Origin of the sequence: Acinetobacter brisouisimilis, from assembly GCF_000368265.1 — a bacterium.
Taxonomy (GTDB): domain Bacteria; phylum Pseudomonadota; class Gammaproteobacteria; order Pseudomonadales; family Moraxellaceae; genus Acinetobacter.
In genome coordinates, this window is record NZ_KB851219.1 from 1,518,914 (window position 1) to 1,544,235 (window position 25,322).

Consider the following 25,322-nt stretch of genomic DNA (forward strand, 5'->3'; position numbering starts at 1 on the left):
TGCTACGCCCCTACTTTAAAAATCGTTGGGTATAGCTCTCCCAATACATCACATTCGGCGAAAATGTCAGAATGTAATTGGGTTGTCATGCGCTTGATCGCATCCGTCATAAACTGAATGACACCCAATTCAATCCCTGCGATTTGGAATGTTTTTGGGTTAGTTTGTAAAAGCTCATCACAAGCAATTTTGGCAAGATTCATTAAATGCTGTACATCAGCATCAAGTTTCTGAAAATCATTGTAAATGGCGTGAATTAGGCTTGTTGGATTGTCTATTTCTGCAATATCACTGATTGCATCAGTTTGCTTGTCTAATTGGGCAAGCCATAAATTTAAAATTTGCATTGAACCGTACAAGGTTGAATGAACAGCTTTAGTGGCATTTTTAAAATGCTGATTCGTTTCTTTGCCAATGAAGTAAATCACGGCGTTATGTAGTGCTTGGATCTCTTTTAAACAAAAGAAATAGTCTTTAACAGGTTTATCTAGTTCGGCAAGGGTTTGAAATGCCTGATTTTTAGGCGTAATAATTTGATTAGGCATGATTATGCACTCCTAACGAATTGATAGAAGCCTTGCCATTCACGTCCAAATGAGGGTGGCAAAGCTGAAAAGGGTTGGACGATAGGCTCGTTAGGATACCTACACACGTAAACGTGTCCCTCTCCAGCTTCGCCATAGAGATATGCGAACGCATAGAGATAATACGCACAAAAAAACCACTTATAGCGGTTTGTGCGCTAACGAGTTCATAGCCGTCCAAAGCTAACCCAACTGCTTTCTGTTGGGCATGTTTAGGATATAAAGCTTTGTCTTGTTTTGCAATGTAATTTTGCTGTAATAGCTTAGAAAGCATTAGATATGCCCTCCTTGCTGTTGATTTGCAATCGCTTGGCGGATGCTTTGGCTATGGTTGTAACTTTCAATCACCCATGTGGCACGTTCTTTATTCGGTATATCGCCTTTTTCAAAGTCATAAGGTTTTTCTATATCAATCAGTGCGTGTTTATATGCACTTTCTTGGCTTTCCTGATTCATCAAAATACAACCTTGCACCACAAGCGTTCTCGGATTGGAATGCCAATTCATTTCCTTAATATCTTTAAGGGCTTGATGTGCTTGGGTTTTGGTGTAGTGGTCTTGATGGTCAAAGCGGGCGTGTTCAGTATCACAATTGGTATAAAGCTGATAGGTTGCCCAATAATCCCCAGCATGTCCCAATAAATTGCTGTTGTGGGGCTTTAATAGCTCAACGTGATTAAGACGTTTATTTATCTGATACTTTGCATTTTCAACGGTGGTTTTTTCAATCGTTAAAAAGCCTGTATTTGTGCCAATGGATAGCAAGAAACCCACAACATTTAAAACACACTGTAGATTACTGGTGAAATAAAGGTGACTTGGTGAATATTCAGCTTCATGTGTCACCATTTCAGCTTTTCCGACTTCATTATCAAAACGATAAGCCGTGACTAGGTAAACGTGTTCTTTATCATCTTGAAATGGCTGAATTAAATCACTAGACAAGACAAAATCATTGTTTTCTACTGTGAAATAGGCAAACTCAGGTAAATTATCGTAGCCATCCATGAGTAAGTTATTTTGAATCATCACCTGTATGGTACAAGGTTGCTCCAAGTCATATTTTAGGTTAGCAAATAGCTTATTAGCATCATACAAATGTGCCTGATCTGTTTGCTTACATGAGATACCGTGAATAACTTTATCGGATAATTCAGGGTTACATGCCTGATAGGTTGCTGTCGAATAAATTGTCATACTGCAATGCTCCGATCTTTTTGTTTCATCCATTCCGCAATATCTGAGGCACGCCATACGGTAATAGTCGGACTTAAACGGATTGGCTGGGGGAACTCACCTTTACGCACCCATTCCCATAATGTTTTTTCAGATACACCAATTAAGCCTTTGCTGGCTTGGCGTGCGCCAATAATCCGCATCTTGCCTTTATTGATGCCTGACTTATACATGTGGGTGCGTGCTGAACGTTCGGGAATATTAGCAAGGTCTTTCATACGGTAATAACGATCTGTCGCTTGGTGATCTGTAGCCGTTGCATACATTTGATTTGTCATATCGCCACCCAATTAAGCCGATTGCACAGCATTGGTTTGCTTTTGGTTGTTATGCCATTGCACCAATTCTGCATAGTCGAAATAAACAGGCGCTTGGCGTGTTTGCCCTGCTTTGTATGGTTTGGGGAACATAGGGTCTTTTGCCATAAGTTTGCGTAAACCCTCTGAGGAAAGGTCTAGCATTTGGCAAGTGGTCTTTTGAGATACTCGTAGCGGTGTAGCTTGATTGGATAAATTGAGGTCGTGCATATAATGCCCCTATCATTGTGTTACATGACTAGCTATTGCATGACATTGCAAAGCTGATAGGAGCTATTTTCTTATTGATTTTAAAGGCGTTGTTCTAGTTAGAAATTAGTTAGAATAAAAGTCAGATATTTTTATTATTTGCATCCTCTAACCATTTCGATACTGTATCTTTTGATGGAATTTTTAACTTTTTTCCATCAGCATGTAATTGCATTACACCATAAGCTTTGAATGGATTATCTATTGGTAGTTCCGCCATATCGACCAAAACATAAATAATATCTAACAAATTGTTTTTAGCCCTTGTGCTTTCGATATTACCTTGATTTTTAATTTTTTTATTTTCTTTTAATAACTTACTATTTTCCTGCTTTAATTTTTCGATCTCTGCTTTTAGCTGTGTATTTTCATCAGCCAAAGCCTGTTGGTTATTACTACGCTCTAAGGCTGAAACAAGTTGGTCATGGCGATTTTGTTCTAATTTTTCTTTACGTTCATGTTCTTGCTGAAATGCTTGTGATATTTTTTTCTGTTGCTTTTCTATTTGATCATAATGGTTATGATCAAAATAGTTGAAATGTGAAGGCTGAATATGAGTAGGAATTACTGCTTTTTTTGCCAAAGTCATAGCTTCCATGCTTTCGGTAGCATTTTGACTGAAATTTGATTTATGTGATTGTTCTTTATTAATTACATCCATAAATCTATTTTTCAGTGTACTGTTTGATGAGTCCATTTCCTCAGTTACAGTTTGTTCTTGGTTACTTTTTTCTGATTGGGATATTCCTTCAACTAAATCTAATGTTAGTTTTCCTAAATTTTTAACAGCCATGTTTAGAGTCCTGTTATTTAATATTGCTCAGTATAGATTACATTTTGGTATATTGGCATATATGAGATTTACACAACAAAAAGTGATCTATCTCGCATATGTCACCTACAAATACACCTATAATCAATCTATTAAAAATATAAAACAATAGCCAAATTAGTTATTTAGAACATTTCAGAAAAAAGTATTGGTAAAGCTTGAGGAGGAATATTCCATTCGAGCTGTTGCTGCACAATTTGAAATGGCTTTATTGCACAAACCTATCTCTAAAGGCTTATTTAGCAATATAATTTTCAAATGAATAAGCCTACACCTAAAATTTATCGTACAACCAATTGGTCCATGTACAACCAAGCCCTAATGAATCGTGGAAATAAAGCGACTTAAAATCACAGTTAAAAAAAGACCTTACGTCATCTGCAAGCCAAAGTAGAACTGCGAGAACAATACCTAAACCAACTAAATAGGCTTAAATCCAAGTATCCTATTATTTATATTGATGAAAGTGGGTTTAAGTCAAATGAATACAGACCATAAGGTTACTCGATTTAAGGAATACCTTTAGTGTAATCATTATGGACAATGCAAAATTTCATCAATGGCAAGATATAAAAGATTTATTGGCACACCATGAGCATCAAATCTTATAGCCTTGATTTCAATCCAATTGAAAAAACGTGGGCATGGGTTAAACGCAAGCGTAAAGAATATTTGGTTGAGTCTGTTGATCAGCTTTTTCAAATGTTTTTTCAGCTTTGTATAAGAAATCAAGCAGATTGACTATATAATAAGAACAAATCAAAACTTAATTATGATGTTACTGTGATGCTAATAAATAACGAATATATGACGCTTGATGATAAAGATTTAATTACTGATATATATATTGCGTATGCTTGGAAAAAAGCTCAAGCATATATAACTAGTACAAATTGGTATGCAGACAATCTTGAAATTAAGCTTAGTTCCTTAAAGTTAGAAAATACAATTGCGACTGTAAAAAAGAAAATTAATATAAAAAGGGAGAAATTTAAGCAGCTTCAGCTGGTGCCAGTACCAAAAGGTACAGCTTGGGACTTCATTGAGACAAATGAAGGTAATTTACAATGGCAACCTAAAGAATTAGAAAAGCAGAAGTTAAGACCATTAGCACACATTTCAATATATGATCAAATAGTCATGATATTAATCATGATGGGGCTAGCAAATAAAGTTGAAAGTATACAGGGTGATCCTAATACATCTTTTCAGGAAGTACATAATAAAAAAGTTGTAAGTTATGGAAATCGGTTATATTGTAATTATATAAATGATATTGCATATTTTAATTATTATGCTGAGAACACATATAGCAAATATTTTGTAGATTATCAAAAATTTTTAAAAAGACCACAACACTTTGGTGAAAAAAATATAGGAAAAATTTCTCCTGATGAACAGTTATTTATATTGGAGTTAGATATTGAAAAGTTCTTTGATAATATAGATAGAGAATTACTTTTAAATAAAATTATTGAAATTAAAGGTGATGATGGAGGTATCAAGTTAAATAATATTTTAAGAAAATTCAAAGATTGGGATTGGGATGATATATCTAAAAAAAAATTTAAAGATTATTTTCTAGATGAAAAAATTCCATATGGCATACCTCAAGGTCTTGTGGCTGCTGGTTTCCTCTCAAATATTTATTTATTAAAATTCGATGAAGAAATTATAAAAAAAATAAATAAAAATATTGGAAATTCTGATATTAAATTAATTGATTATTGTAGATATGTAGATGATATTAGAATTGTAGTAAATGCTAAAAATAAAGAAAATAAATTTAAAGTATTAGAGGCTATCCAAGAGGAAATAAATAAATATTTAATAGATATTAAGTTAAATATAAATGGTAAGAAATCAAAAATTGATAGCTTTATTGTATCGAAAGGAAATATTTCAACAAAAATTAGCAATTTGAAGAATAAACTAAGTGGCCCTATCCCATTTGAAGATGCTGAGGATCAATTAGGACACTTAGAGGCTTTACTCAACTTAACACGTGAAGAAGAGGAGAAAAAAGATTTCTCTTTGGGGCAACCTATAAATTCATTACAACAAATTGATAAGCATTATTTTGATTTAAGAGAAGATACTGTTAAGAGATTTTCTGCCAATCAAATTTCAAAAATACTTAGTGAAATTCGTCATAATACAAGTCAAGAAGTTGATTTAAATGGAATAATAGTTCCAGGTGAATGGGATTATGTACAGGAAAGAATTGCTCGTCGATTTATTTCTATATGGGCTAAAGATCCTTCTACTACACTTTTATTAAAGAAAGCTGTTGAACTTTTTCCAGATAAACGGATTTTAAAACCAATACTTCTTGAATTAGAAAATTTAAGAAAATGTAAAAATAATAAGGTTCTAAATGTAATAGCAGACTATTGTTTAGCTGAATTATTTAGACATTCATCTACTATCATTCATAATAAAGAAAGATTGTCATTTCCAGCACATTGTGAAATAGATGGATTTTTTGAATTATTACAATCTTTTGCTGCCAAATTAATGAATGAAATTGGTATTAATCATGAATATAATTTACTGTTAAAACAAGCAGAGTATCTTTTACTAGTACGTTTGGATAGCACTTTAGAAAATAAAAGTAATAATCCTATAAATGATTTTATTTTTAAAATTTGTAATGGTTTTAGAAAAATATCAGTTAATAAGCTAAGTAACTTTCAGTTAGCTCTATCAATATTATTAGCTTATAATATTTATATTGAAGAATCAAAATTCTATAGAGCATTGTCTGAATTTTTTCAAGAAATATATAAAGATAAGATTGATTTTAAAGAAATAATCGAAATAATTATTAATGAAAATTATCAAGTGGTTAAAGACTTATATTTTTATGCTAAAAATATAGGTTATGACTTTGTAAAATCTGAATATTTCAATCTTATTGTTGAAAATTATAATTTTAAGGTACTTCCTTTAAGTGGAAATCTAGAGGAGATAAATGGTAGTAACTCTTTATTAAAAATAATTCTAAGAAAAGACAATCCATTTTCCAATGAAATTATGATATTAAAATTATTTCAAGAAATTATAAAATCTCCAGAAATTATTAAAGGTTTAAAACCCAATCAGTTTATTGATTTTGCAAAAACAAATGTTCAATTCAAAGCTTTTTCATCCCCATTAAAATATAATGTTTTTAATGAAAAATTAACTATAAACATTCATCTTAAAGAGGAAAGTGAAAATCTTATTTATAAAGCATTAGAGATGGAAAAAGGAACTTTACACAAGATTGCAACTTTTATTAGATCCGTTATTGTGGGGCAAGAAGACTGGGCTTTATCTAGAGGGCTTTGGATTAAAAGAGCTGCTAATAATGAATTAAACAGTTCTTCTATACGCAGACGCCTGAGTGTATGGTCATCACCTGAACATTTACTAGGAGAGGGTGCTCAAGTATCGAATTGGTTGACAGATTTATTGACTAAATTATTACAGATTAATTTTTATAAGCCTTATAAGAATATTCATAATTGGCCAAACCAACTAACTTTGTCCAATTTAGATACAATTATCCAAGATAGATTAAAAATGCTGAGTGAATATTATTGTCAACTATCAGGGACACCTACCTTAATTGAGAGGGTCGATCTTGGATGGAAAAAAGATAAGAAAAATTTAACTGTAGCAATGGTCCAGTCTAAAATGCCAAGAGTTAAAGATATAAGAGATTATGGCTTATATTTAAATAATAAATTATATAGACCTCAGCATAGAAAGCATATAACCAGGGTTTGTAAGCTTATTCAAGAACATGTTAAAGCTCAAAAAATTTATGAACCTTTGGAAAAATCTGAACCCAATCATAATCACATTGATATTCTAGTCTGGCCTGAACTTGCTGTACATAAAGATGATTTAGATGTACTGATCAATCTATCCAGAAAAACTAAGTCTATTATTTATGCTGGATTAACTTATATTGATCAACCTAATATTGATGGACCTAACAACTGTGCTATATGGATAGTACCTAATATTCAGGATACTAACCAAGTAGAAATTAAAAGATTACAAGGTAAAAAACACATGATGGCTCTTGAGCGATCTATTAAACCTTGGAGGCCTTATCAATTAATTTTAGAATTAATTCATCCAGCTTTTCCTAATGAAAAAGGATTTATGATATCAGGTTCAATTTGTTATGATGCGACAGATATAGCATTAAGTTCTGATTTAAGAGATAAAACTAATGCTTATTTCATTTCGGCATTGAATAAAGATATAAATACATTTGATTCTATGGTTGAAGCTTTGCATTATCATATGTTCCAGCATGTTGTATTAGTTAATTCTGGGGAATATGGTGGTTCATATGCTAAGGCCCCTTATAAGGATCATTATTGTCGATTAATTTCACATGTTCATGGTAATAACCAAGTTTCTATTAGCACTTTTGAAATGAATATGTTTGATTTTCGAAGAGATAATGTGGGAAGTAGTATGAGATCTGGTAATGATCTAAAAGCAACTCCTGCTGGATTGATAAAAAACTAATAGTTGAATGATATAAACACCTATCAACAATGTTGCTGATGGGTGTGTTGACTAATGCAACTGAAATAAGTTTTTTTAGCTTTGCTGCACAAAGATTTAAAAATAAACCCCGCCCATTCTATTCAAATTTAAGTGGCAACTTGAGTATAAGGTTGACCTAATATGTACAATGCAACATTTCATCAACGGCAAGATATAAAAGATTTATTGATGCACGATGCACATCAAATTCTTTGGTTACCTCGTTATAGCCTTGATTCCAATCTAATTGAAAAAACGTAGGCATGGGTTAAACGCAAACGTAAAGAATGGTTGGTTGAATCTGTTAATCAACTTTTTCATCTTTGTATGAAAAATTAAGCAAATTGACTATATAAAAATGTCATTTTGGTCAATCAATAATTATCTTTCTATAAATTTTATTGCCCATGCTTCGCTTTTTTGTGCTGTAACACTTTTTCAGATCATCTATTTTCAATCAAATTTATAAAAAAACAGGTTACAAAAATGGGTACAGTGACCTTTTAAATAAAAACAATATAAAACAAATGTTTGAAACAAAAATTAAGTGTTTTTAAACCAAAACTTTAAATTTTAAAGGTGTTACAGCCTAGATTTTACCTTACAATATTTTTAATTTTTTAAATAAAAACAATGATGTAACCTATAAAATAAAAGGTGTTACAATTTTTAAAAATTAAATCATTAAAAAACAACGATGTAACCTGTAACACTTGTAACACCTAAAAAAACATCATATCTGCAAAATAAAAAAATTAGAATTAGGGCAAAATTCACAATTAAAAAATTCTTGAGAGTATAGCAATCATGCTATGTATGAATTTGTCATTTCAGCCAATTTAAGCTTAACCAATTTTGCATATTTGATATTGATCACACCCTGCTTTGCCTGTTCCATCAATGAAAGGCTAAATTCCATCGGGCTTATAAATTTCTCTTGGTTCGCCTCTAGGTAATCGCTCCACCAACAAAGCATCATCCTACGTTCTTCCATAAATTCCGCATGATGAATATAAGCCTGTCTTACGCCATTGCGTTCTTGGTGGCTCATTTGCTTCTCTACTGCATCCTCAGTGAATAACGTGCTTTCAATTAATGCACCGCACGCCATACCCCTAAAGCCATGCCCACAAATATCTTGATTTGTATCGTATCCCATACGTCTTAGAGTGTTATTAATAGTTGATTCACTCATAAAGCCGTGTGGATCACCATTCTTAGGAAAAACATTGTTATAGATACCACTATAGCTATGAATTTCACTAATAATGCGTAGAGCCTGTGGTGACAATGGGATTAAATGCGGTGTTTTCATCTTTGCGCCCCGATTTGAGAATTTATACCCCTCTACTAGCGTGCGCTCAGGTGGTATCGTCCAAATTCCTTTTTTAAGGTCAAATTCATTCCATCGGGCAAAGCGTAACTCACTGGAACGTGCAAAGGTATGTAAAGCAAATTCAAGGCATAAGCCTGTTAATGGGTGTCCTTGATCTGCTTGTAATCTTTTAAATAGTTCGGGTAATTGAGTTAATGGCAATTTCGGGTGATGTTTGGTTTTACGTGTGACAATAATTGCATCTTTTAAGCTATAAGCTGGGCTTAGCTCTATATATCCTTTTGATATTGCAAACGCAAAAATACTGACAAATCTTTGCCTTGTCTTTTTCAAGACCTCTAAATAGCCTTTTTCTTCAATTTTGCTTAGGACAAAATTTAAATCACGAGGTTTAATGCTATCTATTGGTTTATTCCCAAGCTCAGGAAATACATAAATTTCAAAATTTTTTAATGCCCGTTCTGCCGTACCATCACCCCATTTTCCAGTAGCTTTATATGCTACATGCCATGCCCGTGTAACAGCTTCAAAGCTAAAGCTATCATCATGTTTGGCTTTTTGGATTGCTAACTGATCAATCGGATCAATGCCATTAGCCAATTGATTAAGCAATGTATGTCTTTTCCCTCTAGCTTCTTTCAAAGTCAAAGCTGGATAATTCCCCAAAGTCATAAGCCCATCTTTACCATTAGGGCGTTTGTACTTAAATCTCCATACTTTTGAACCATTTTTACGAATAAATAGAATTAATCCTTGTCCATCGTACAAGTTATAGTCTTTTTCTTTGGGTTTTGCGCCATCACATTGGGTAGAAGAAAGAGGCTTGATTTGTCTTGCCATAAGAATAATTTGCCTAAAATAAGGATATAAATTGCATAGAATTGACTTATATCCTTTAATGTATCCTTATTATTTCACGCTGTATAGTGATGTATGTTTGTTTATGTTGGCAACATAAAACACTATTATTATGATTTTTATAGTTTTTTAACGATATGTTGGTATGTGTTGGTATTAAATTGGTGCGCTCAGCGGGACTCGAACCCACGCCACAGGCTTCGGAGACCTGTACTCTATCCAGTTGAGCTATGAGCGCTTTTAAGTCGCCCATCATAACAAAAAAAATCATAAGGTAAAGCAAAGAATGATTTTCTACTTGACTTACTGTCTATCCTTTAAACAGTTTTATCTATGCAACGAAGAATTCCATTTAGATTACTTGGTTTATCCGACTAGATCGCTCACAATATACCCGTCTATTAATACGTGAGAAATTCATGACTGATGCATTAATGCTGAAAGAGTTATCGAAAACCTATAAAAATGGCTTCCAAGCCTTAAAAGGCATCAATTTAACTGTTCCTGAGGGCGAATTTTACGCACTGCTCGGGCCAAATGGTGCTGGAAAGTCGACAACTATTAGCATTATTAGCTCGCTAACCCGTAAAACGTCGGGACAAGTCGAAATTTTTGGACATAACCTCGACACTGAAGCCTCAAAAGCCAAACAGTGCCTAGGTGTCGTTCCACAGGAATTTAACTTTGGTCAGTTTGAGAAAACCTTTGACATTTTAGTCACTCAAGCAGGTTATTACGGTATTCCTAAGAAAATCGCCGAACAACGTGCCGAACATTATTTAGAAAAACTGGGTCTTTGGGAAAAACGAAATTTGCAAGGCCGCATGCTGTCTGGTGGTATGAAACGCCGTTTAATGATTGCACGTGCCATGATGCATGAACCTAAACTCCTGATTTTAGATGAACCAACCGCTGGAGTTGATATCGAACTGCGCCGTTCTATGTGGGAGTTTCTCACTGAAATGAATGAAAAAGGTACATCAATTATTCTGACCACGCATTATTTAGAAGAAGCCGAAATGCTGTGTCGCCGCATTGCGATCATCGATCATGGCGTGATTAAAGAAGACACAAGCATGAAAGCGTTCTTGAGCCAGCTCAATGAAGAAACTTTCATTTTTGATTTGGCAGCACCGATTGAACCTATCAAGCTGAACTTTATTGGAATTCGTTTTCATTTGGTTGATAGTCTGACCTTAGAAGTTACAATGGATAAATCGCATGCCTTAAATGAAATTTTTCAATTATTTGAAAATTTAGGCATTCAGGTACGCAGCATGCGCAACAAAGCCAACCGTCTTGAAGAGTTATTTGTCAAAATGGTCGAGAAAAATTTACAGGAGGCATCTGAATGAACTTCACTCAACTGCAAGTTGCCTTATGGACGCTGGTTCGTAAAGAAATTCGCCGCTTTATGCGCATTTGGGCACAAACCCTGCTTCCACCTGCCATCACTATGAGTCTGTATTTTGTGATTTTTGGTAATCTGGTCGGTTCACGAATTGGACATATGGGTGGCTTTACCTATATGCAGTTCATTGTCCCAGGTCTGATTATGATGGCAGTGATTACCAACAGTTATGCCAATGTCTGCTCAAGTTTCTTTAGTGCCAAATTCCAGAAAAGTATTGAAGAACTCATCATGAGCCCTGTACCACTTTACTTAGTTCTGTGGGGTTATGTGATTGGTGGTGTGTGCCGCGGCGTTTTAGTCGGCTTAATTGTCACTCTCGTCAGCTTGTTTTTCACTGACCTGCACATTCACAACTTATTTATTACGATTTACACCGTTGTAGTGACCAGCTTGCTATTTTCGATTGCAGGTTTCATTAATGCGATTTACGCCCGTTCATTTGATGATATTTCGATTGTTCCAACCTTTGTACTGACTCCACTGACGTATTTAGGTGGTGTATTCTATGCAATTAGCGCATTAAGTCCATTTTGGCAAACCCTTTCATTAATCAACCCGATTGTCTATATGGTCAATGCTTTCCGTTATGGCATTTTGGGACATAGCGATGTTAATGTCAGTATCTCACTTGCTGCAATCAGCGGGTTCTGTCTGGCTTTTTATGCTATTGCCTACTATTTATTAGCACGCGGTTCAGGAATTCGTGAATGAGTGTAGAAAAATCTTTATTGGGTAAAGACACCAATTACCCGACAACTTATCAACCTGAGATTTTATTTCCAATTTCTCGAAGCCTCTCTCGTGAGAGTTATGCAGATGTTGCAGGAATTCAGCAAGGCTGTGACTGGTGGCATGTGTTTGAACTGTCTTGGCTAAATGCACAAGGAATTCCCCAAGTTGCGATTGGACGGTTACGCCTGCCTGCAACATCGCCGAACCTAATCGAATCAAAATCGCTCAAACTATACTTTAATAGTTTGAACTTCATGCGTTTTGATTCTACAAAACAGCTGATTGCAACTGTGGAACAGGATTTGTCAAAAGCCGCCGAAGCACCTGTGCAACTGACACTGATCGATGTAAATAATCTGGCAGTATCACAACCTGAAGGTCAATGTCTGGATCAGCTTTCACCTCAGCGTTTATCTGAACAGCCTGATGCCAGTTTGTTACAACATGCAGGTTCAGGGCGCATGGTTGAAGAACAATATTATTCCAATTTGTTGCGCAGTAACTGCCCTGTAACAGGTCAACCTGACTGGGGTACGATTTTCATTCGTTATCGCGGTGAAAAAATTTGCCCAGCAAGTTTATTGGCTTATATTATTTCTTATCGCCAACACAACGGTTTTCATGAACAGTGTGTCGAGCAAATCTATGCAGATATCTGGAAAACGCTAAAACCTGGACAACTTATGGTCTATGCTGCCTATACCCGTCGTGGTGGGCTAGATATCAACCCATGCCGTGTTTCCACTGAAGCATGGTTACCACAAACGCCTGTCCGCCTTGCCAGACAATAAACAACTATTTGAATTTTGAGGTGTAACCATGGCTTTTTTTGGTTTTATTCCATCTGAAAGTTTATTGAACAAGATTCAAACCGCTATCGCGCAAAAAGACTCTAAAGAACCACTGTATCCATTGCGTGATGAAATTGCCTTACAGGTCAATGACGAAATTATTGATGCGATTGTCACAAATCTAATTCACCATTTTCCTGAAACAGATAAACGTGAAACAACTGAAAAACTGGCAGGTTTTGTCAAGTCCAGTGTGCACTTTTTATTGTCTAAGCAATTATTGAGCAAGGCACCCAATGATGTCGTACGTCAATCTATCACTTTTTCAGAACAAAGCCTGTTTAAGGACCCACAAGGTCAATGGCGTTTAGGTGAAGCACTGGATGATAGTTTAGTGACAACACTGAAACATCAGTTTGCGCAGATTCAGGCAGGTGAAAAGATCAATTTGCATGCTCTGGCAGAAAGCTACAAAATGTTTGCCGAAGCAACCGTACGCCATTATATGCATGACTTTAATCACACCCTCGATTTAGGCATGATTAAACGCAAAGCATCAGACTTGGGCTGTGCTGCGGTAATTAAAGCTGTACATATTGCGATTGATAAAATTATCCCGCATTTAAACAAGCATGAGCTAAAAGCACTCGCTGAATATCATAATGGCTTATTTTTCCACTGAGCTAAACTTTCAGCTATCGAAAACCTAGCTTAGGCTAGGTTTTTTTATTGCTAAATGTGCAAAGAGATTGCCTAAAAAGTCCAATATGTTAGCATTCGCACTTGCTGCTTATTACTCGTTTTCAATCCATTATGGCACCAAGTCCACAGTACAAATTTTTACGTCAAGCACCCCGTGATGGCTTAAGTACAGCTATGCAGCCTTCACGTTGGCAAAGGTTACATATCGACCCTTGGTTATGCTCATTTCTCATTCTAAATGCTCTGCTTGGACTCACTGTTTTATATAGCGCTTCTGCACAAGATGTTGGTATGGTCAGCAAGCAAGCCTTGAGTTTTGGTTTAGGTTTTCTAGTGATGCTCAGCATTGCACAAATTCCACCAAAGGTGTTTCAGTCTTTTTCCCCCTATTTTTACTTATTTGGTGTGCTTTGTCTGGCTGCGGTGAAAGTCGTAGGTGAAGTACGTATGGGCGCGCAGCGCTGGATTAATATTCCTGGCATTGGGAGTGTGCAGCCTAGTGAATTCATGAAACTGGGTATGCCGATGATGACAGCATGGTTTCTGACCCGCCAAGCATTACCTCCTAAGCTGAAAACAGTCATTGTGACCTTAATATTGATTGTCATTCCTTTTGTACTGATTGCCGAACAGCCTGACTTAGGTACTTCACTCTTGGTTTTGGGTAGTGGTGTTTTTGTTTTATTTCTCAGTGGCTTATCTTGGAAACTTATTGCTGCTGCATTCGCAGGGGCTGGGATCTTTATTCCTGTTGCATGGGAATTTTTATTGCATGACTATCAACGTCAGCGAGTACTGACCTTGCTCAACCCAGAGGCTGATGCGCTCGGCACAGGTTGGAACATTATTCAGTCCAAAACAGCGATTGGTTCTGGTGGTTTTTCTGGTAAAGGTTTCCTGCAAGGCACGCAGTCACATTTGCACTTTTTACCTGAAGGTCATACCGACTTTATTATTGCCGCATATTCAGAAGAATTTGGCTTAATTGGCGTGATCATTTTGGTTTTATTGTATTTTGCCATTATCTGCCGCACATTCCAAATTGGTATGCAATGCTTCCACAATTATGGTCGTTTACTTGCAGGTGCTTATGGATTGTCGTTTTTTATATATGTCTTTGTAAATGCAGGCATGGTCAGTGGTATTTTACCTGTAGTGGGCGTGCCTTTACCATTTATGAGTTATGGCGGCACCGCAATTATTACTTTAATGACAGCTTTTGGCATTGTCATGTCGATTCATACTCATCGTTAACTCGGATTCACATTATGTGGCAACAAAAATTACATAAAATTTGTCAGCTTCTTACAATTGTAACTACAGCAGTATTTTCTACTTCATTTTGTCAGGCAAATGATTTTATTAACAATCCCAATTATGAAAACTTCAAACTTAAAACCATGCAGCAATATGGTTTAAGTGCCGAGCAGATTGATCGCGCCATGTTAGATGCGCAAAATCGCCCGAATATCTTGAAAATCATGGAAAACCCAGGCGAAAGCAAACCGTGGTATGCCTATCGGGAAATGTTCATGACCGAAAGTACTATTCAACGTGGAGTACGCTTTCGTGATCAATATGCAGATGTTCTCAACCGTGCTGAACAACAGTTTGGCGTCCCTAAAACCGTTATTTTGGGAATTTTGGGTGTAGAAACAGGTTTTGGCAATAACAAAGGTACGATCATCACACGCGATGCTTTAGCTACCCTTGCTTTTGGTTATCCACGTCGTGCCGATTACTTTGCCAACGAACTCGGTTCCCTGATCGCATGGACATATAAAGAAGGCTATCCAATTACCAGCATTACAGGCTCTTACGCTGGTGCGATTGGCTATCCACAGTTTATGCCAAGTAACATTGGCAAGTATGGCGTAGATTACGATGGTAACGGGCATATTGACCTGCGCAACTCACCTGCTGACGCCATTGGTTCAATCGCCAATTATCTTGCTCAGCAAGGTTGGCAACGTGACCAGCCTATTGGTTTTCAAGCACGCTATACAGGCAGCACACCAGATACAGTGATTGCCAAAGATTTAACTCACCCCACCCCTTACGGCGCGTTAAAACAACAAAATGTTGCACCACTCAATCCGCTCATAAAAATCGATGATTTGGATCTCGTTAATGTCATTCAATTGCAAGATTATAATGCTGAAATCTATTACATTACCTATCCAAATTTTCAGGTCATTACCACCTATAACAAAAGCCGAATGTATGCAACAGCGGTATGGCAATTGGGTACAGAAATCATGAATAGATAACAAAAAATAATGTAAATTAAAATTGTCAAGTATTTTCTTGTTAGAAATGCCTCAAATTTGATTGATTTTAATTAAATGTTACAATTTTGGTTATTTTTTAACCGCATAACGTAGCATTTTCACTGTTTTTGTAATTTTTCGCCACCCAACACTAGACACTCTACTGGTCACATGAATATTATCCCTATCGTCAAATACAGTTGAACACATCAAGTTTTAGGCAGGTTGTGTTGATTTTCAAGTAATTACTTGAAGATAACGATGCCTTAACTGAAGGAGATAATATTTATGCGCTTTCCAGTGAAATCACTGCTAGCTATTACATTTTGCGTATCGCTGACGCAAACGCATGCTGACATGGTGCAATCATCGTCGTTAAACAATGACAATGAGAGCTCTAGCCTTGCAGCTCGCGTAATCAATAAAGATTCTACAAAAGCAATTTATCATTCAAACTTAAATGGTCTTTCAATTACTGAGCGTTCTGGAGATAAAATCCGCCGCCAAACTTTAGCTGCAAAAGTTGAAGTACCAGAAGATGAGCCTTCTGTGATTGATCGTTTAAACAATGTTGCTTCAAATACCGTGCGTAAATTCACTCAAACAGGTATTGCGTCTTGGTATGGTCGCCAATTTCATGGCCGTAAAACTGCCAATGGCGATACTTTCGATATGAATGCAATGACTGCTGCCCACCGCAGCCTGCCACTTAACTGCTATATCCGTGTAACCAACAAAGATAACGGCCGTAGTGTTGTGGTTAAAGTTAACGATCGTGGTCCATTCCACGGCAACCGAGTTCTTGATTTATCTTATGCTGCCGCAAAACAAATTGGTGTAACTAATTCTGGTACGGCACGAGTGAGCATTGAGCGTGTAGACGGTCCAAATTCTTAAAAAATATCTCCACACTGTTTTTGACATTCCAAAGCCACAATTATGTGGCTTTTTTTATTAGCAAAATCGGGCTATTTTTCAGCAATCAGGTGATTTGCGTCCAATCCCTCATTTACATATCCATTATTTCGCTCTCCTTTGCGTTTTTTTACACCCAAAAACCCTTTTCACCTACAACCCTAGCTTAGTTTTTCAAATCATCGAGATATGCGATTTTAGGCGCAAATAAATAGCATTGATTTTTTATGCCTTTTAATTGTATTTTTTTGATTGGTTTTTCCATATTTGAATTGCTGAAATTTATACCACTTCATCTAGAAATTATGCTTTAACAGGCATTTTTTATTGTTTTATACAGGCATAAAAAAAGCCCCAAAGGGGCTTTTTTGCAGCGCTAAAATTATTTAGCAGCAGCTTGAGCAGCAGCAACTTCTTCAGCGAAAGAAAGTTCAGCTTTTTTCTCAATACCTTCACCCACTTCAAAGCGAGTAAATTGAGCAATAACAGTACCAGTTGCTTTCAATACTTCAGCAACTTTTTTGTCATTGTCGATAACGTACATTTGACGTTCAAGTACAACTTCGTTCAAATATTTTTCAACTGAACCAGTAACCATTTTCTCAACGATGTTCGCTGGTTTACCAGATTCGATTGCTTTTGCTTCAGCGATTTCTTTCTCTTTAGCAACAAGCGCAGCAGGAACAGCTTCAGCAGTTACTGCAACTGGGTTGAACGCAGCAACGTGCATTGCAACACCTTTACCAGTTTCAGCATCACCTGTGTAAGATACAACAACACCGATTTTTAAACCGTGTTTGTAAACTGCAAGGTTTTCACCTTCAACGATTGCAGCACGACGAACCTGAATGTTTTCGCCAATTTTTTGAACAAGCGCAATACGTGCTTCTTCAACAGTTGCACCATCTTCAAGTTTAAGTTCTGCAATTTTCGCAGCATCAGTTTCGCCAGCAGCAAGAGCAGCAACAGCAACATTTTTAGAGAAGTTTGCAAAATTTTCGTCTTTAGCAACGAAGTCAGTTTGACAGTTTACTTCTAAAAGAATTGCTTTATTGCCTTCTTGAGCAATTGTGATCGCACCATCAGCTGCAATGTTACCTGCTTTTTTAGCAGCTTTCGCTTGACCAGATTTACGTAGGTTATCAATCGCTAATTCGATATCACCATTCGCTTCAGTCAAAGCTTTTTTACATTCCATCATCGCAAGACCAGTACGGTCACGTAATTCTTTAACCATGCTTGCAGTAATTGCAGTCATGTTAATCTCCTAAATAGGTAGAAAATAATCAATCTTTTTTTTAACAAAAACGGCCCAAAGTGTTCTCTGGACCGTTCTGCTTTCTTGACGCTTAATTTGCCACGATTACATGTCGCAAAAATGACAAGCCTGCGTCAAAACACATTAAGCCTCTGGAGCTTCTTTAGCAGCTTCTTCAACTTTAGCTTGAGCGTTTGCTTGTGATTGAGCGTACTCTTTACCAGCAATGATCGCATCAGCCATAGAAGCAGCATAAAGTGTAACCGCACGGATCGCATCGTCATTACCAGGAATAACGTAATCTACGTTGTCTGGGTTAGAGTTTGTATCAACGATACCGATTACAGGAATACCAAGGTTTTTAGCTTCTTTAATCGCGATTGATTCGTGGTCAACGTCGATTACGAATAATGCGTCAGGTAAACCACCCATGTTTTTCACGCCGCCTAAAGCACGTTCAAGTTTTTCCATCTCGCGAGTACGCTCTAAAGCTTCACGTTTAGTAAGCTTCGCAAAAGTACCGTCTTGAGATTGAGTTTGAAGGTCTTTCAAACGGTTAATTGATTGACGAAGAGTTTTCCAGTTCGTCAACATACCACCTAACCAACGGTGATCAACGTACGGCTGACCAGCACGTTGCGCTTGTTCACGGATGATGTTAGATGCAGCACGTTTAGTACCAACGAACAATACTTTGTTCTTTTTGCTAGCAAGATTGTTAACAAAGTTCAAAGCATCATTTAACGCAGGAACTGTATGCTCAAGGTTGATGATGTGAATTTTGTTACGCGCACCAAAGATGTATTGACGCATCTTTGGGTTCCAGAAACGAGTTTGGTGACCAAAGTGCGCGCCAGCTTGAAGAAGGTCGCGCATGCTTACGTTGTAATCTGCCATTTTCTTTACCTTAAAGTTTGGGTTAAGCCTCCATATATCCGCATTCTCCACCTCGAAAGGCACCCAGAGAAATGTGTCGATATATGTGCGGATTTTATTGCCCCATCCAACAAAGCCCGTGAAATTTATTCACGAAAAAGCATTTGATAAAATGGGCGGCTATTTATACCATAGTCACACATAAATTTCCAAAAGTTTTTAGAGATCATGAACAGTACTTACGAAGCTCCACGCCGCCTGATTAAAACACCTGATGAAATTGAAAAAATGCGTGTGGCGGGACGACTGGCGGCTGAAGTTTTGGATATGATCAAACCGCATATCCAACCTGGGGTAAGCACTCTAGAATTAGATACGATTTGTCATGATTATATTGTAAATGTTCAAAATGCAATTCCAGCATGTTTAGGATACGGCGCGGCACCTGGTCGCCCTGCTTTTCAACATACTATCTGTACCTCTGTGAATCATGTGGTGTGTCACGGTATTCCATCAGCAGATAAAATTTTGAAGAAAGGCGATATTCTAAATATTGATGTGACTGTCATCAAAGATGGCTATCATGGCGATACCAATATGATGTACATCGTGGGTGGTGAAACATCTATTTTAGCAAACCGTTTATGTCATGTTGCACAAGAAGCAATGTATCGTGGTATTGAAGCAGTAAAACCTGGCGCCTATATTGGTGATGTTGGCGCTGCAATTCAAAAATATGTTGAATCTGAGCGTTTTAGCGTTGTACGTGAATATTGTGGACATGGCATTGGTACAGTATTTCATGATGAACCACAAGTATTGCACTACGGTACAAAAAATACAGGCATGCGCTTAGAAGCAGGTATGACATTTACCATTGAACCTATGGTCAATGCAGGTGTTTGGCAAACCAAAACTTTAGGTGACAAGTGGACGGTCGTCACCAAAGATCATAAATTATCTGCTCAATATGAACATACAATTTTGGTCACACCAACAGGTGTAGAAATTTTAACTGCTCGCCCTGAAGAAGATTTATCACGTTTCAACTAAGCATAATTTTAAATGGGCACAAAAGATGTTAATTCTATTGTGCTCTTTATCTTAATAAACGCTCATAATATCAATTTTTATAAAAATAGGAACAAGTTCTCATTTTTAAAATAAATTAATTATTTATTAACAATATTATATTTTTAAATTACTTTTTGTTACTTTATTCAAACAAAAAAAGGGGATTTAAGAAATATGTCATATAAATAGATTATCTAAATATGCTTAGAATATTGCAGCCCTAAAATAACCCCTTCACCATGAAACTTTTATTAATACTGCTAATTTCTTTGTGTCTATCTGCTTGTTTATTTACTAGCTCCAACGAAGTCAAGCGCTCTGAGCTGCTGCTTTCTCATTTTAGTTGCCACAATTATGCAGATAATAGCATGAGCCCAATTAATAGCTTTCATGAGCAAACGCTGAACTCAACCAAACAAAAAGCAACCGATTATCTCCAGCATTATAAAAATGGTGACAAGCTATTCAATATCCCTTTAGATGATGTCATTAGCCAACAATACAAATTATATAAAGAAGCATGCCAATCTATCGGTGGAGTTTTATAAAATATAAATAAACTGGACTTTAATTCAGTTTTATAAAAACAAGATCGCTTTGATTAACACACTCTTTCCATGTTCTCTTGCAACACAGAGATAAATCAAATGATCTTATGAACAGCGCAATATAAAATCAAAACTCTCAAATCATTTAAACAAAAATAAAAAAAACCCTGCATGAGCAGGGTTTTTTATTTTCAGCGCTTAGTGAGCTGAGAATTGGTTCATTGTGTTCTTAGAGTCATCGCCTGCTTTAAGCGCGTTGTCGCCAGAGAAGATTTCTTTGTGGTCATCACCGATGTCTGAACCAGCCATTGCTTGGTGTTTAACACATGCGATAGTACCGCGGATTTCTTTACGTTGTACGCCAGCAACATAAGCCAACATACCTTCAGAACCGAAGTAACCTTTAGCAAGCTCATGAGTAGAAAGAGCAGCTGTGTGGTAAGTTGGAAGTGTGATCAAGTGATGGAACACACCTGCTTCACGAGACGCATCAGCTTGGAATGTGCGGATTTTATCATCAGCAGCAGCAGCCAATTCAGTATTGTCATAGTCAGCGCTCATTAATTTAGCACGGTCGTATGCAGATACGTCTTTACCTTCAGCTACGAAACGGTCGTAAGCTTGTTGACGGAAGTTTAAAGTCCAGTTGAACGATGGAGAGTTGTTATAAACAAGTTTCGCATTTGGAACAACTTCTTTAACACGGTTCACCATGTGTGCAATTTCACCTACGTTTGGAGTCGCAGTTTCGATCCAAAGAAGGTCAGCACCATTTTGCAAGCTAGTAATACAGTCAAGTACTACACGGTCAATTTGAGTGCCTTCACGGAACTGGTACAAACCAGAAGCCAAACGTTTAGGGCGATGTAACTTACCATCACGTTTGATTAGGATTTCGTCGTCAGTTGCTTCAGAGATGTCAATTTCTTGAGTGTCTAAGTAAGCGATGTATTGAGAAGCGATGTCGCCTGGCTCTTTAACCACTGGGATTTTTTGAGTCAAGTCAGCGCCTTCAGAGTCAGTACGCGCAACAATAACACCTTCATCAACACCCATTTCTAAGAATGCGTAACGTAAAGCATGGATCTTAGAGATAAAGTCTTCGTGTGGAACAGTAACTTTACCAGCTTGGTGACCACATTGTTTCGCATCAGATACTTGGTTTTCGATTTGAAGCGCACAAGCACCAGCTTCGATCATTTTCTTAGCAAGTAAGTAAGTTGCTTCTTCGTTACCGAAACCAGCGTCGATGTCGGCAATAATTGGCACAACGTGAGTTTGGAAACCGTCGATTTGAGCAGTAATTTCTGCAACTTTAGCAGCATCACCAGCTTCTTTTGCTTTGTTCAAAGCACGGAACAAATCATTTAATTCTTTCGCGTCAGCTTGGCGTAAGAAAGTGTAGATTTCTTCGATAAGCGCTGGAACTGAAGTTTTTTCGTGCATAGATTGGTCAGGAAGTGGACCAAACTCTGAGCGAAGTGCTGCAACCATCCAACCAGAAAGGTAGATATAACGTTTGCTAGTTGTACCGAAGTATTTTTTGTTAGCAATCATTTTTTGTTGTGCAATAAAACCATGCCAGCAACCTAATGATTGAGTGTATTTGCTAGAATCGGCATCGTATTCAGCCATATCACGACGCATAATTGCAGCTGTATATTTAGCAATATCCAAACCTGTTTTGAAACGGTTTTGCAGTTGCATACGTGCTGCATCTTCTGGGCTGATATCTGCCCATGTATTACCGAATTTTGCCTTCAATTCACGAATTGCATCAATCGCTGTTTGGTATGTAGTCATGATTGGTTCCTTTTAATTTTAGGATTTTCATAACGCATCATGATCAAATCCCGCTTTACTGGATTGTTTGGTTTTTGATCATTTCCGCCTGATGAACACAGATTAGAACGTAAAAAAAATTAAATCCAATATCCTTGACTAATCCCCACTATTTATTAAAAAAATACATAGATCAAAGTCGTATTATAATCGTGATGATTATTATCAAGTTATTGAAATAAAAAGAGTTTATTTAGACTACTTTTTATAAAAAATGATGATTTTTTAATCTTTTTAATCATTCGACTAAAGTATGGTGGCTTTAACGAATAGATTCAACCTGTGTTTGAAGGCTTTTTGTTGCTGTTTTTTTCAGTAAAAATTCTTTTTATGTGCATGTTATAAGGAAGATTAAAAATCAAACGAAACTAAATCATTTCACAACTATAAAGATTCAGCGTTTTTTTGGATATTTTCACACAAAAGCTTTTGCTTATGGCATAATTTGCAACTAATTTCATACGGTTATATTCGGTATTTGTTCTATGAATTTGGAGCGGGTTGACCTTAATCTATTAATCTATCTTGACGTACTTTTACGTGAGAAAAATGTAACTCGCGCTGCTGAGCAACTTGGTGTTACCCAGCCCGCTATGAGTAATATTTTACGCAGATTAAGAACTCTTTTTAATGATCCGTTGCTCATTCGCTCATCTGAAGGTATGACCCCCACAGAGCGCGCTTTGGAGCTACAACCTCGTATTCGAGATGTGCTTTCTGATCTTTCCATGATTTTAGAGCCACGTACTGAATTTCGACCATATACGAGTAATCGTGTCTTTCGTATTATGACGTCCGACTATGCTGAAGCAACTTTAGTACCTCGCCTAGTCAAAGCACTACGTTCTGAAGCACCCAATGTCGTTCTTGATTTCCTAACTCCAAGTGATGTGTCTTACCGTGACATGGAACAAGGTAAGGTCGATCTGGCAATTAATCGCTTCAATGAAATCCCTCAAAGCTTCCATCAGGTCTTGGTTTGGCGCGATAGCTTTTCTTGTCTAGTCAACCCCAAACATCCTAACGCCAACAACCTTAACCTAAAAAACTATCTTGATGCATATCACATCTGGGTTTCCAAGACAGGTATGGGCATTGGTTTTGGTGTCAACCCTGACAAACAGGCAGGTTTAGGCTGGATTGATCAAGCTTTAGAACGTATTGGTCAAAAACGTAAAATTTCCGTCTTTACCCGTCATTATCAAATGCCAGCCTTGCTCGCTAGAAATGTTGATCTGATTGCAACACTACCAAGCCGCATTGCACGCTTACAAGCAAAAAGTCAGGAACTTGTGATTAAAGACCCTCCATTTTATATTCCAGAAATCGAATTAAAAATGGCATGGTGTCCTTTATTGCATCATCACCCTGCTCATCGCTGGTTACGCCAACTGATTCTTTATGTTGCTCGCCAAATGATCGAAGAAGAAAATCGTGAATTCCTGATGAACAATTCACAATTTTCACAGTATTAATCGCTGTTTATCCTATTATTCAACGATTTATTATAATCAGGTGATATTCCAGTATCACCTCTTCTGTTTTTGTGTTAAAAAATACTTGATAATGAATAATCTATAATGACAGGTGTAATGTGAGTCTGTTTCAGAACATCATCATCATCATCATATTAATTGCTGGTGCAGGTTTCCTTGCTCTAACCGAAATTGCTCTCGCGGCCGCACGCAAAGTTAAACTGAAAATTTTGGCTGAAGCTGGTGATGAACGCGCACAACAAGTTTTGGATTTACAAGAAAATTCCGCTGATTTTTTTGCCGCTTCTCAAATCGGTTTAAATGCTGTTGCAATTTTAGGCGGTATTTTAGGTGAAGGGGCTTTTCGTCCCTATTTACTTAATCTGGTGACCCACTTTTATACGGGGCAATGGGCAGAAACCATTAGTTTTGCCCTATCTTTTACATTAGTAACTTCACTCTTTATTTTATTTGCTGATCTTATGCCAAAACGCTTGGCAATGATTGCACCTGAAAAAATCTCGATTGCTGTCATTAATCCGATTCAGGTGTTCATTAAGGTCTGCAAACCATTGGCATGGGTGATTAATGCAATTGCCAATTTGCTGTTTCGCCTCTTTAAGATCAATACCACACGCGAAGACAACATTACTTTTGATGATATTTCTGCCGTCATGGATGCAGGTGCGCAAGCGGGTGTATTGCAAAAACAGGAACATCACTTTATTGAAAATGTTTTTGAACTTGAAGAGCGTAATGTACATTCGAGCATGACCACTCGTGAAAATGTTGTATTCTTTACGTTAAATGAGTCCGAAAATAGTATTCGACAAAAACTGGCAAAATACCCATTTTCCAAGTTTTTAGTCTGTAACGAAACCATCGATCAAGTAATTGGTTATGTTGATGCTAAAGATATTCTGGTTCGAATTCTTAACAATCAATCCATCAACCAGCTCAATGAATCCACCATCCGTACTGTTCCCACCCTCCCTGATTCATTAAGCCTATCAGAAGTGTTAGACCGTTTTCGTGCCAGCAAAGAGAAATTTGCTGTAGTGATTAACGAATATGCGTTTGTGGTCGGGGTCATTACTCTTTCAGACATCATGATTACAGTCATGGGAGACTGGGTGACCACCATTGAGGAAGAGCAGCAAATTATTAAGCGTGATAATAATTCATGGTTGATTGATGGTGGCACTCCGATTGAAGACATGAAACATGCGCTGGGTATCGATGATATGCCTGACGAAGAACATTATGAAACACTTGCAGGTTTTATGATGTATCAACTCCGAAAAATTCCTCGACCTGCTGATAGTGTGGAATTTGGAGGTTATAAGTTTGAAGTTGTCGATGTTGACCACTTCAAGATTGATCAGCTTTTAGTGACTCGAATTATTGAAAAATCCGAATCACTGATTCAACCTGAAGAATCTTAAAAGAAAAACCGCCT

General features: G+C 36.9%; 22 protein-coding genes, 1 tRNA gene and 1 pseudogene. 13 read left to right on the forward strand and 11 right to left on the reverse strand.

The window, feature by feature from the left end; all coding sequences use genetic code 11:
- Window positions 1-2 precede the first annotated feature (2 nt).
- From F975_RS10945 to F975_RS10970, 6 genes are all read right to left on the reverse strand, one after another.
- Entirely contained in the window at window positions 3-545 is a 543-nt protein-coding gene (locus F975_RS10945; RefSeq protein WP_004753258.1) for a hypothetical protein, read from the reverse strand.
- Window positions 538-858, reverse strand: a complete 321-nt coding sequence (locus F975_RS16030) for a hypothetical protein (protein WP_004753260.1) — start codon at window positions 856-858, stop codon at window positions 538-540. Before F975_RS16030 ends, F975_RS10945 begins: the two co-directional genes overlap by 8 nt.
- Window positions 858-1,781: a hypothetical protein gene (locus F975_RS10955; RefSeq protein ID WP_004753262.1), complete on the reverse strand. Its 924-nt coding sequence runs from the start codon at window positions 1,779-1,781 to the stop codon at window positions 858-860. The genes F975_RS16030 and F975_RS10955 overlap by 1 nt, the downstream gene beginning before the upstream one ends.
- Window positions 1,778-2,098, reverse strand: a complete 321-nt coding sequence (locus tag F975_RS10960) for a helix-turn-helix transcriptional regulator (protein WP_004753264.1) — start codon at window positions 2,096-2,098, stop codon at window positions 1,778-1,780. The genes F975_RS10955 and F975_RS10960 overlap by 4 nt, the downstream gene beginning before the upstream one ends.
- Before the next feature lie 12 nt (window positions 2,099-2,110).
- The gene (locus tag F975_RS10965) at window positions 2,111-2,347 is read right to left on the reverse strand and encodes a hypothetical protein (protein WP_004753266.1); all 237 of its coding nucleotides are present in this window, start codon (window positions 2,345-2,347) and stop codon (window positions 2,111-2,113) included.
- Between the two features lie 121 nt (window positions 2,348-2,468).
- Complete coding sequence (locus F975_RS10970) at window positions 2,469-3,179, reverse strand: hypothetical protein (protein ID WP_004753268.1); 711 nt, start codon at window positions 3,177-3,179, stop codon at window positions 2,469-2,471.
- A 155-nt stretch (window positions 3,180-3,334) separates the two neighbouring features.
- On the opposite strand from F975_RS10970, the pseudogene F975_RS16135 reads away from it, so the two are divergent.
- Both F975_RS16135 and F975_RS10980 read left to right on the forward strand, forming a co-directional pair.
- A pseudogene (locus tag F975_RS16135) lies at window positions 3,335-3,423 on the forward strand (IS630 transposase-related protein); the annotation flags it as partial.
- Between the two features lie 581 nt (window positions 3,424-4,004).
- Window positions 4,005-7,751 carry an RNA-directed DNA polymerase gene (locus F975_RS10980; RefSeq protein ID WP_004753270.1) on the forward strand — a complete coding sequence of 1,249 codons (3,747 nt, stop codon included), beginning with the start codon at window positions 4,005-4,007 and terminating at the stop codon, window positions 7,749-7,751.
- A gap of 826 nt (window positions 7,752-8,577) precedes the next feature.
- On the opposite strand, the gene F975_RS10990 is transcribed toward F975_RS10980, so the two are convergent.
- Window positions 8,578-9,948, reverse strand: coding sequence for a tyrosine-type recombinase/integrase (locus tag F975_RS10990; protein WP_004753273.1), 1,371 nt, complete (start codon window positions 9,946-9,948; stop codon window positions 8,578-8,580).
- A 180-nt stretch (window positions 9,949-10,128) separates the two neighbouring features.
- Window positions 10,129-10,204: transfer RNA gene (locus F975_RS10995), tRNA-Arg, on the reverse strand.
- A gap of 181 nt (window positions 10,205-10,385) precedes the next feature.
- Here F975_RS10995 and F975_RS11000 point away from each other — a divergent pair.
- The 7 genes from F975_RS11000 to F975_RS11030 all read left to right on the forward strand — a co-directional run bounded on the left by F975_RS11000 (window position 10,386) and on the right by F975_RS11030 (window position 16,772).
- On the forward strand, window positions 10,386-11,321 hold the full coding sequence (locus F975_RS11000) for an ABC transporter ATP-binding protein (protein WP_004753275.1): 936 nt from the start codon (window positions 10,386-10,388) through the stop codon (window positions 11,319-11,321).
- Window positions 11,318-12,091, forward strand: coding sequence for an ABC transporter permease (locus F975_RS11005; RefSeq protein ID WP_004753277.1), 774 nt, complete (start codon window positions 11,318-11,320; stop codon window positions 12,089-12,091). Before F975_RS11000 ends, F975_RS11005 begins: the two co-directional genes overlap by 4 nt.
- Window positions 12,088-12,903: an NADPH-dependent 7-cyano-7-deazaguanine reductase QueF gene (gene queF / locus F975_RS11010; RefSeq protein ID WP_004753279.1), complete on the forward strand. Its 816-nt coding sequence runs from the start codon at window positions 12,088-12,090 to the stop codon at window positions 12,901-12,903. The genes F975_RS11005 and queF overlap by 4 nt, the downstream gene beginning before the upstream one ends.
- 28 nt (window positions 12,904-12,931) lie before the next feature.
- Complete coding sequence (locus F975_RS11015) at window positions 12,932-13,585, forward strand: hypothetical protein (protein ID WP_004753283.1); 654 nt, start codon at window positions 12,932-12,934, stop codon at window positions 13,583-13,585.
- A gap of 131 nt (window positions 13,586-13,716) precedes the next feature.
- Window positions 13,717-14,859, forward strand: coding sequence for a rod shape-determining protein RodA (gene rodA / locus F975_RS11020; RefSeq protein WP_004753285.1), 1,143 nt, complete (start codon window positions 13,717-13,719; stop codon window positions 14,857-14,859).
- A 14-nt stretch (window positions 14,860-14,873) separates the two neighbouring features.
- Window positions 14,874-15,875 carry a lytic murein transglycosylase B gene (gene mltB, locus F975_RS11025; protein WP_004753287.1) on the forward strand — a complete coding sequence of 334 codons (1,002 nt, stop codon included), beginning with the start codon at window positions 14,874-14,876 and terminating at the stop codon, window positions 15,873-15,875.
- 288 nt (window positions 15,876-16,163) lie between these two features.
- The gene (locus tag F975_RS11030; RefSeq protein WP_004753290.1) at window positions 16,164-16,772 is read left to right on the forward strand and encodes a septal ring lytic transglycosylase RlpA family protein; all 609 of its coding nucleotides are present in this window, start codon (window positions 16,164-16,166) and stop codon (window positions 16,770-16,772) included.
- Window positions 16,773-17,172: 400 nt separating this feature from the next.
- Here the strand turns inward: F975_RS11030 and tsf are convergent, their stop codons facing one another.
- Both tsf and rpsB read right to left on the reverse strand, forming a co-directional pair.
- A complete protein-coding gene (gene tsf, locus F975_RS11035; RefSeq protein ID WP_004753292.1) occupies window positions 17,173-18,048 on the reverse strand; it encodes a translation elongation factor Ts in 876 nt (291 codons plus the stop codon).
- A 144-nt stretch (window positions 18,049-18,192) separates the two neighbouring features.
- The gene (gene rpsB / locus F975_RS11040; protein WP_004753293.1) at window positions 18,193-18,945 is read right to left on the reverse strand and encodes a 30S ribosomal protein S2; all 753 of its coding nucleotides are present in this window, start codon (window positions 18,943-18,945) and stop codon (window positions 18,193-18,195) included.
- A gap of 207 nt (window positions 18,946-19,152) precedes the next feature.
- On the opposite strand from rpsB, the gene map reads away from it, so the two are divergent.
- The gene (map, locus tag F975_RS11045; protein ID WP_004753295.1) at window positions 19,153-19,977 is read left to right on the forward strand and encodes a type I methionyl aminopeptidase; all 825 of its coding nucleotides are present in this window, start codon (window positions 19,153-19,155) and stop codon (window positions 19,975-19,977) included.
- 260 nt (window positions 19,978-20,237) lie between these two features.
- The gene (locus F975_RS16190; RefSeq protein ID WP_004753297.1) at window positions 20,238-20,546 is read left to right on the forward strand and encodes a hypothetical protein; all 309 of its coding nucleotides are present in this window, start codon (window positions 20,238-20,240) and stop codon (window positions 20,544-20,546) included.
- A 198-nt stretch (window positions 20,547-20,744) separates the two neighbouring features.
- Here the strand turns inward: F975_RS16190 and F975_RS11055 are convergent, their stop codons facing one another.
- Entirely contained in the window at window positions 20,745-22,349 is a 1,605-nt protein-coding gene (locus F975_RS11055) for an isocitrate lyase (RefSeq protein ID WP_004753299.1), read from the reverse strand.
- A gap of 524 nt (window positions 22,350-22,873) precedes the next feature.
- Between F975_RS11055 and F975_RS11060 the strand changes: the two genes are divergently transcribed.
- Together F975_RS11060 and paeA are read left to right on the forward strand one after the other, a co-directional pair.
- Entirely contained in the window at window positions 22,874-23,863 is a 990-nt protein-coding gene (locus F975_RS11060) for a LysR family transcriptional regulator (RefSeq protein ID WP_004753301.1), read from the forward strand.
- A 119-nt stretch (window positions 23,864-23,982) separates the two neighbouring features.
- Window positions 23,983-25,308, forward strand: coding sequence for a polyamine export protein PaeA (paeA, locus tag F975_RS11065; RefSeq protein ID WP_004753303.1), 1,326 nt, complete (start codon window positions 23,983-23,985; stop codon window positions 25,306-25,308).
- The last annotated feature ends 14 nt before the right edge of the window (window positions 25,309-25,322 follow it).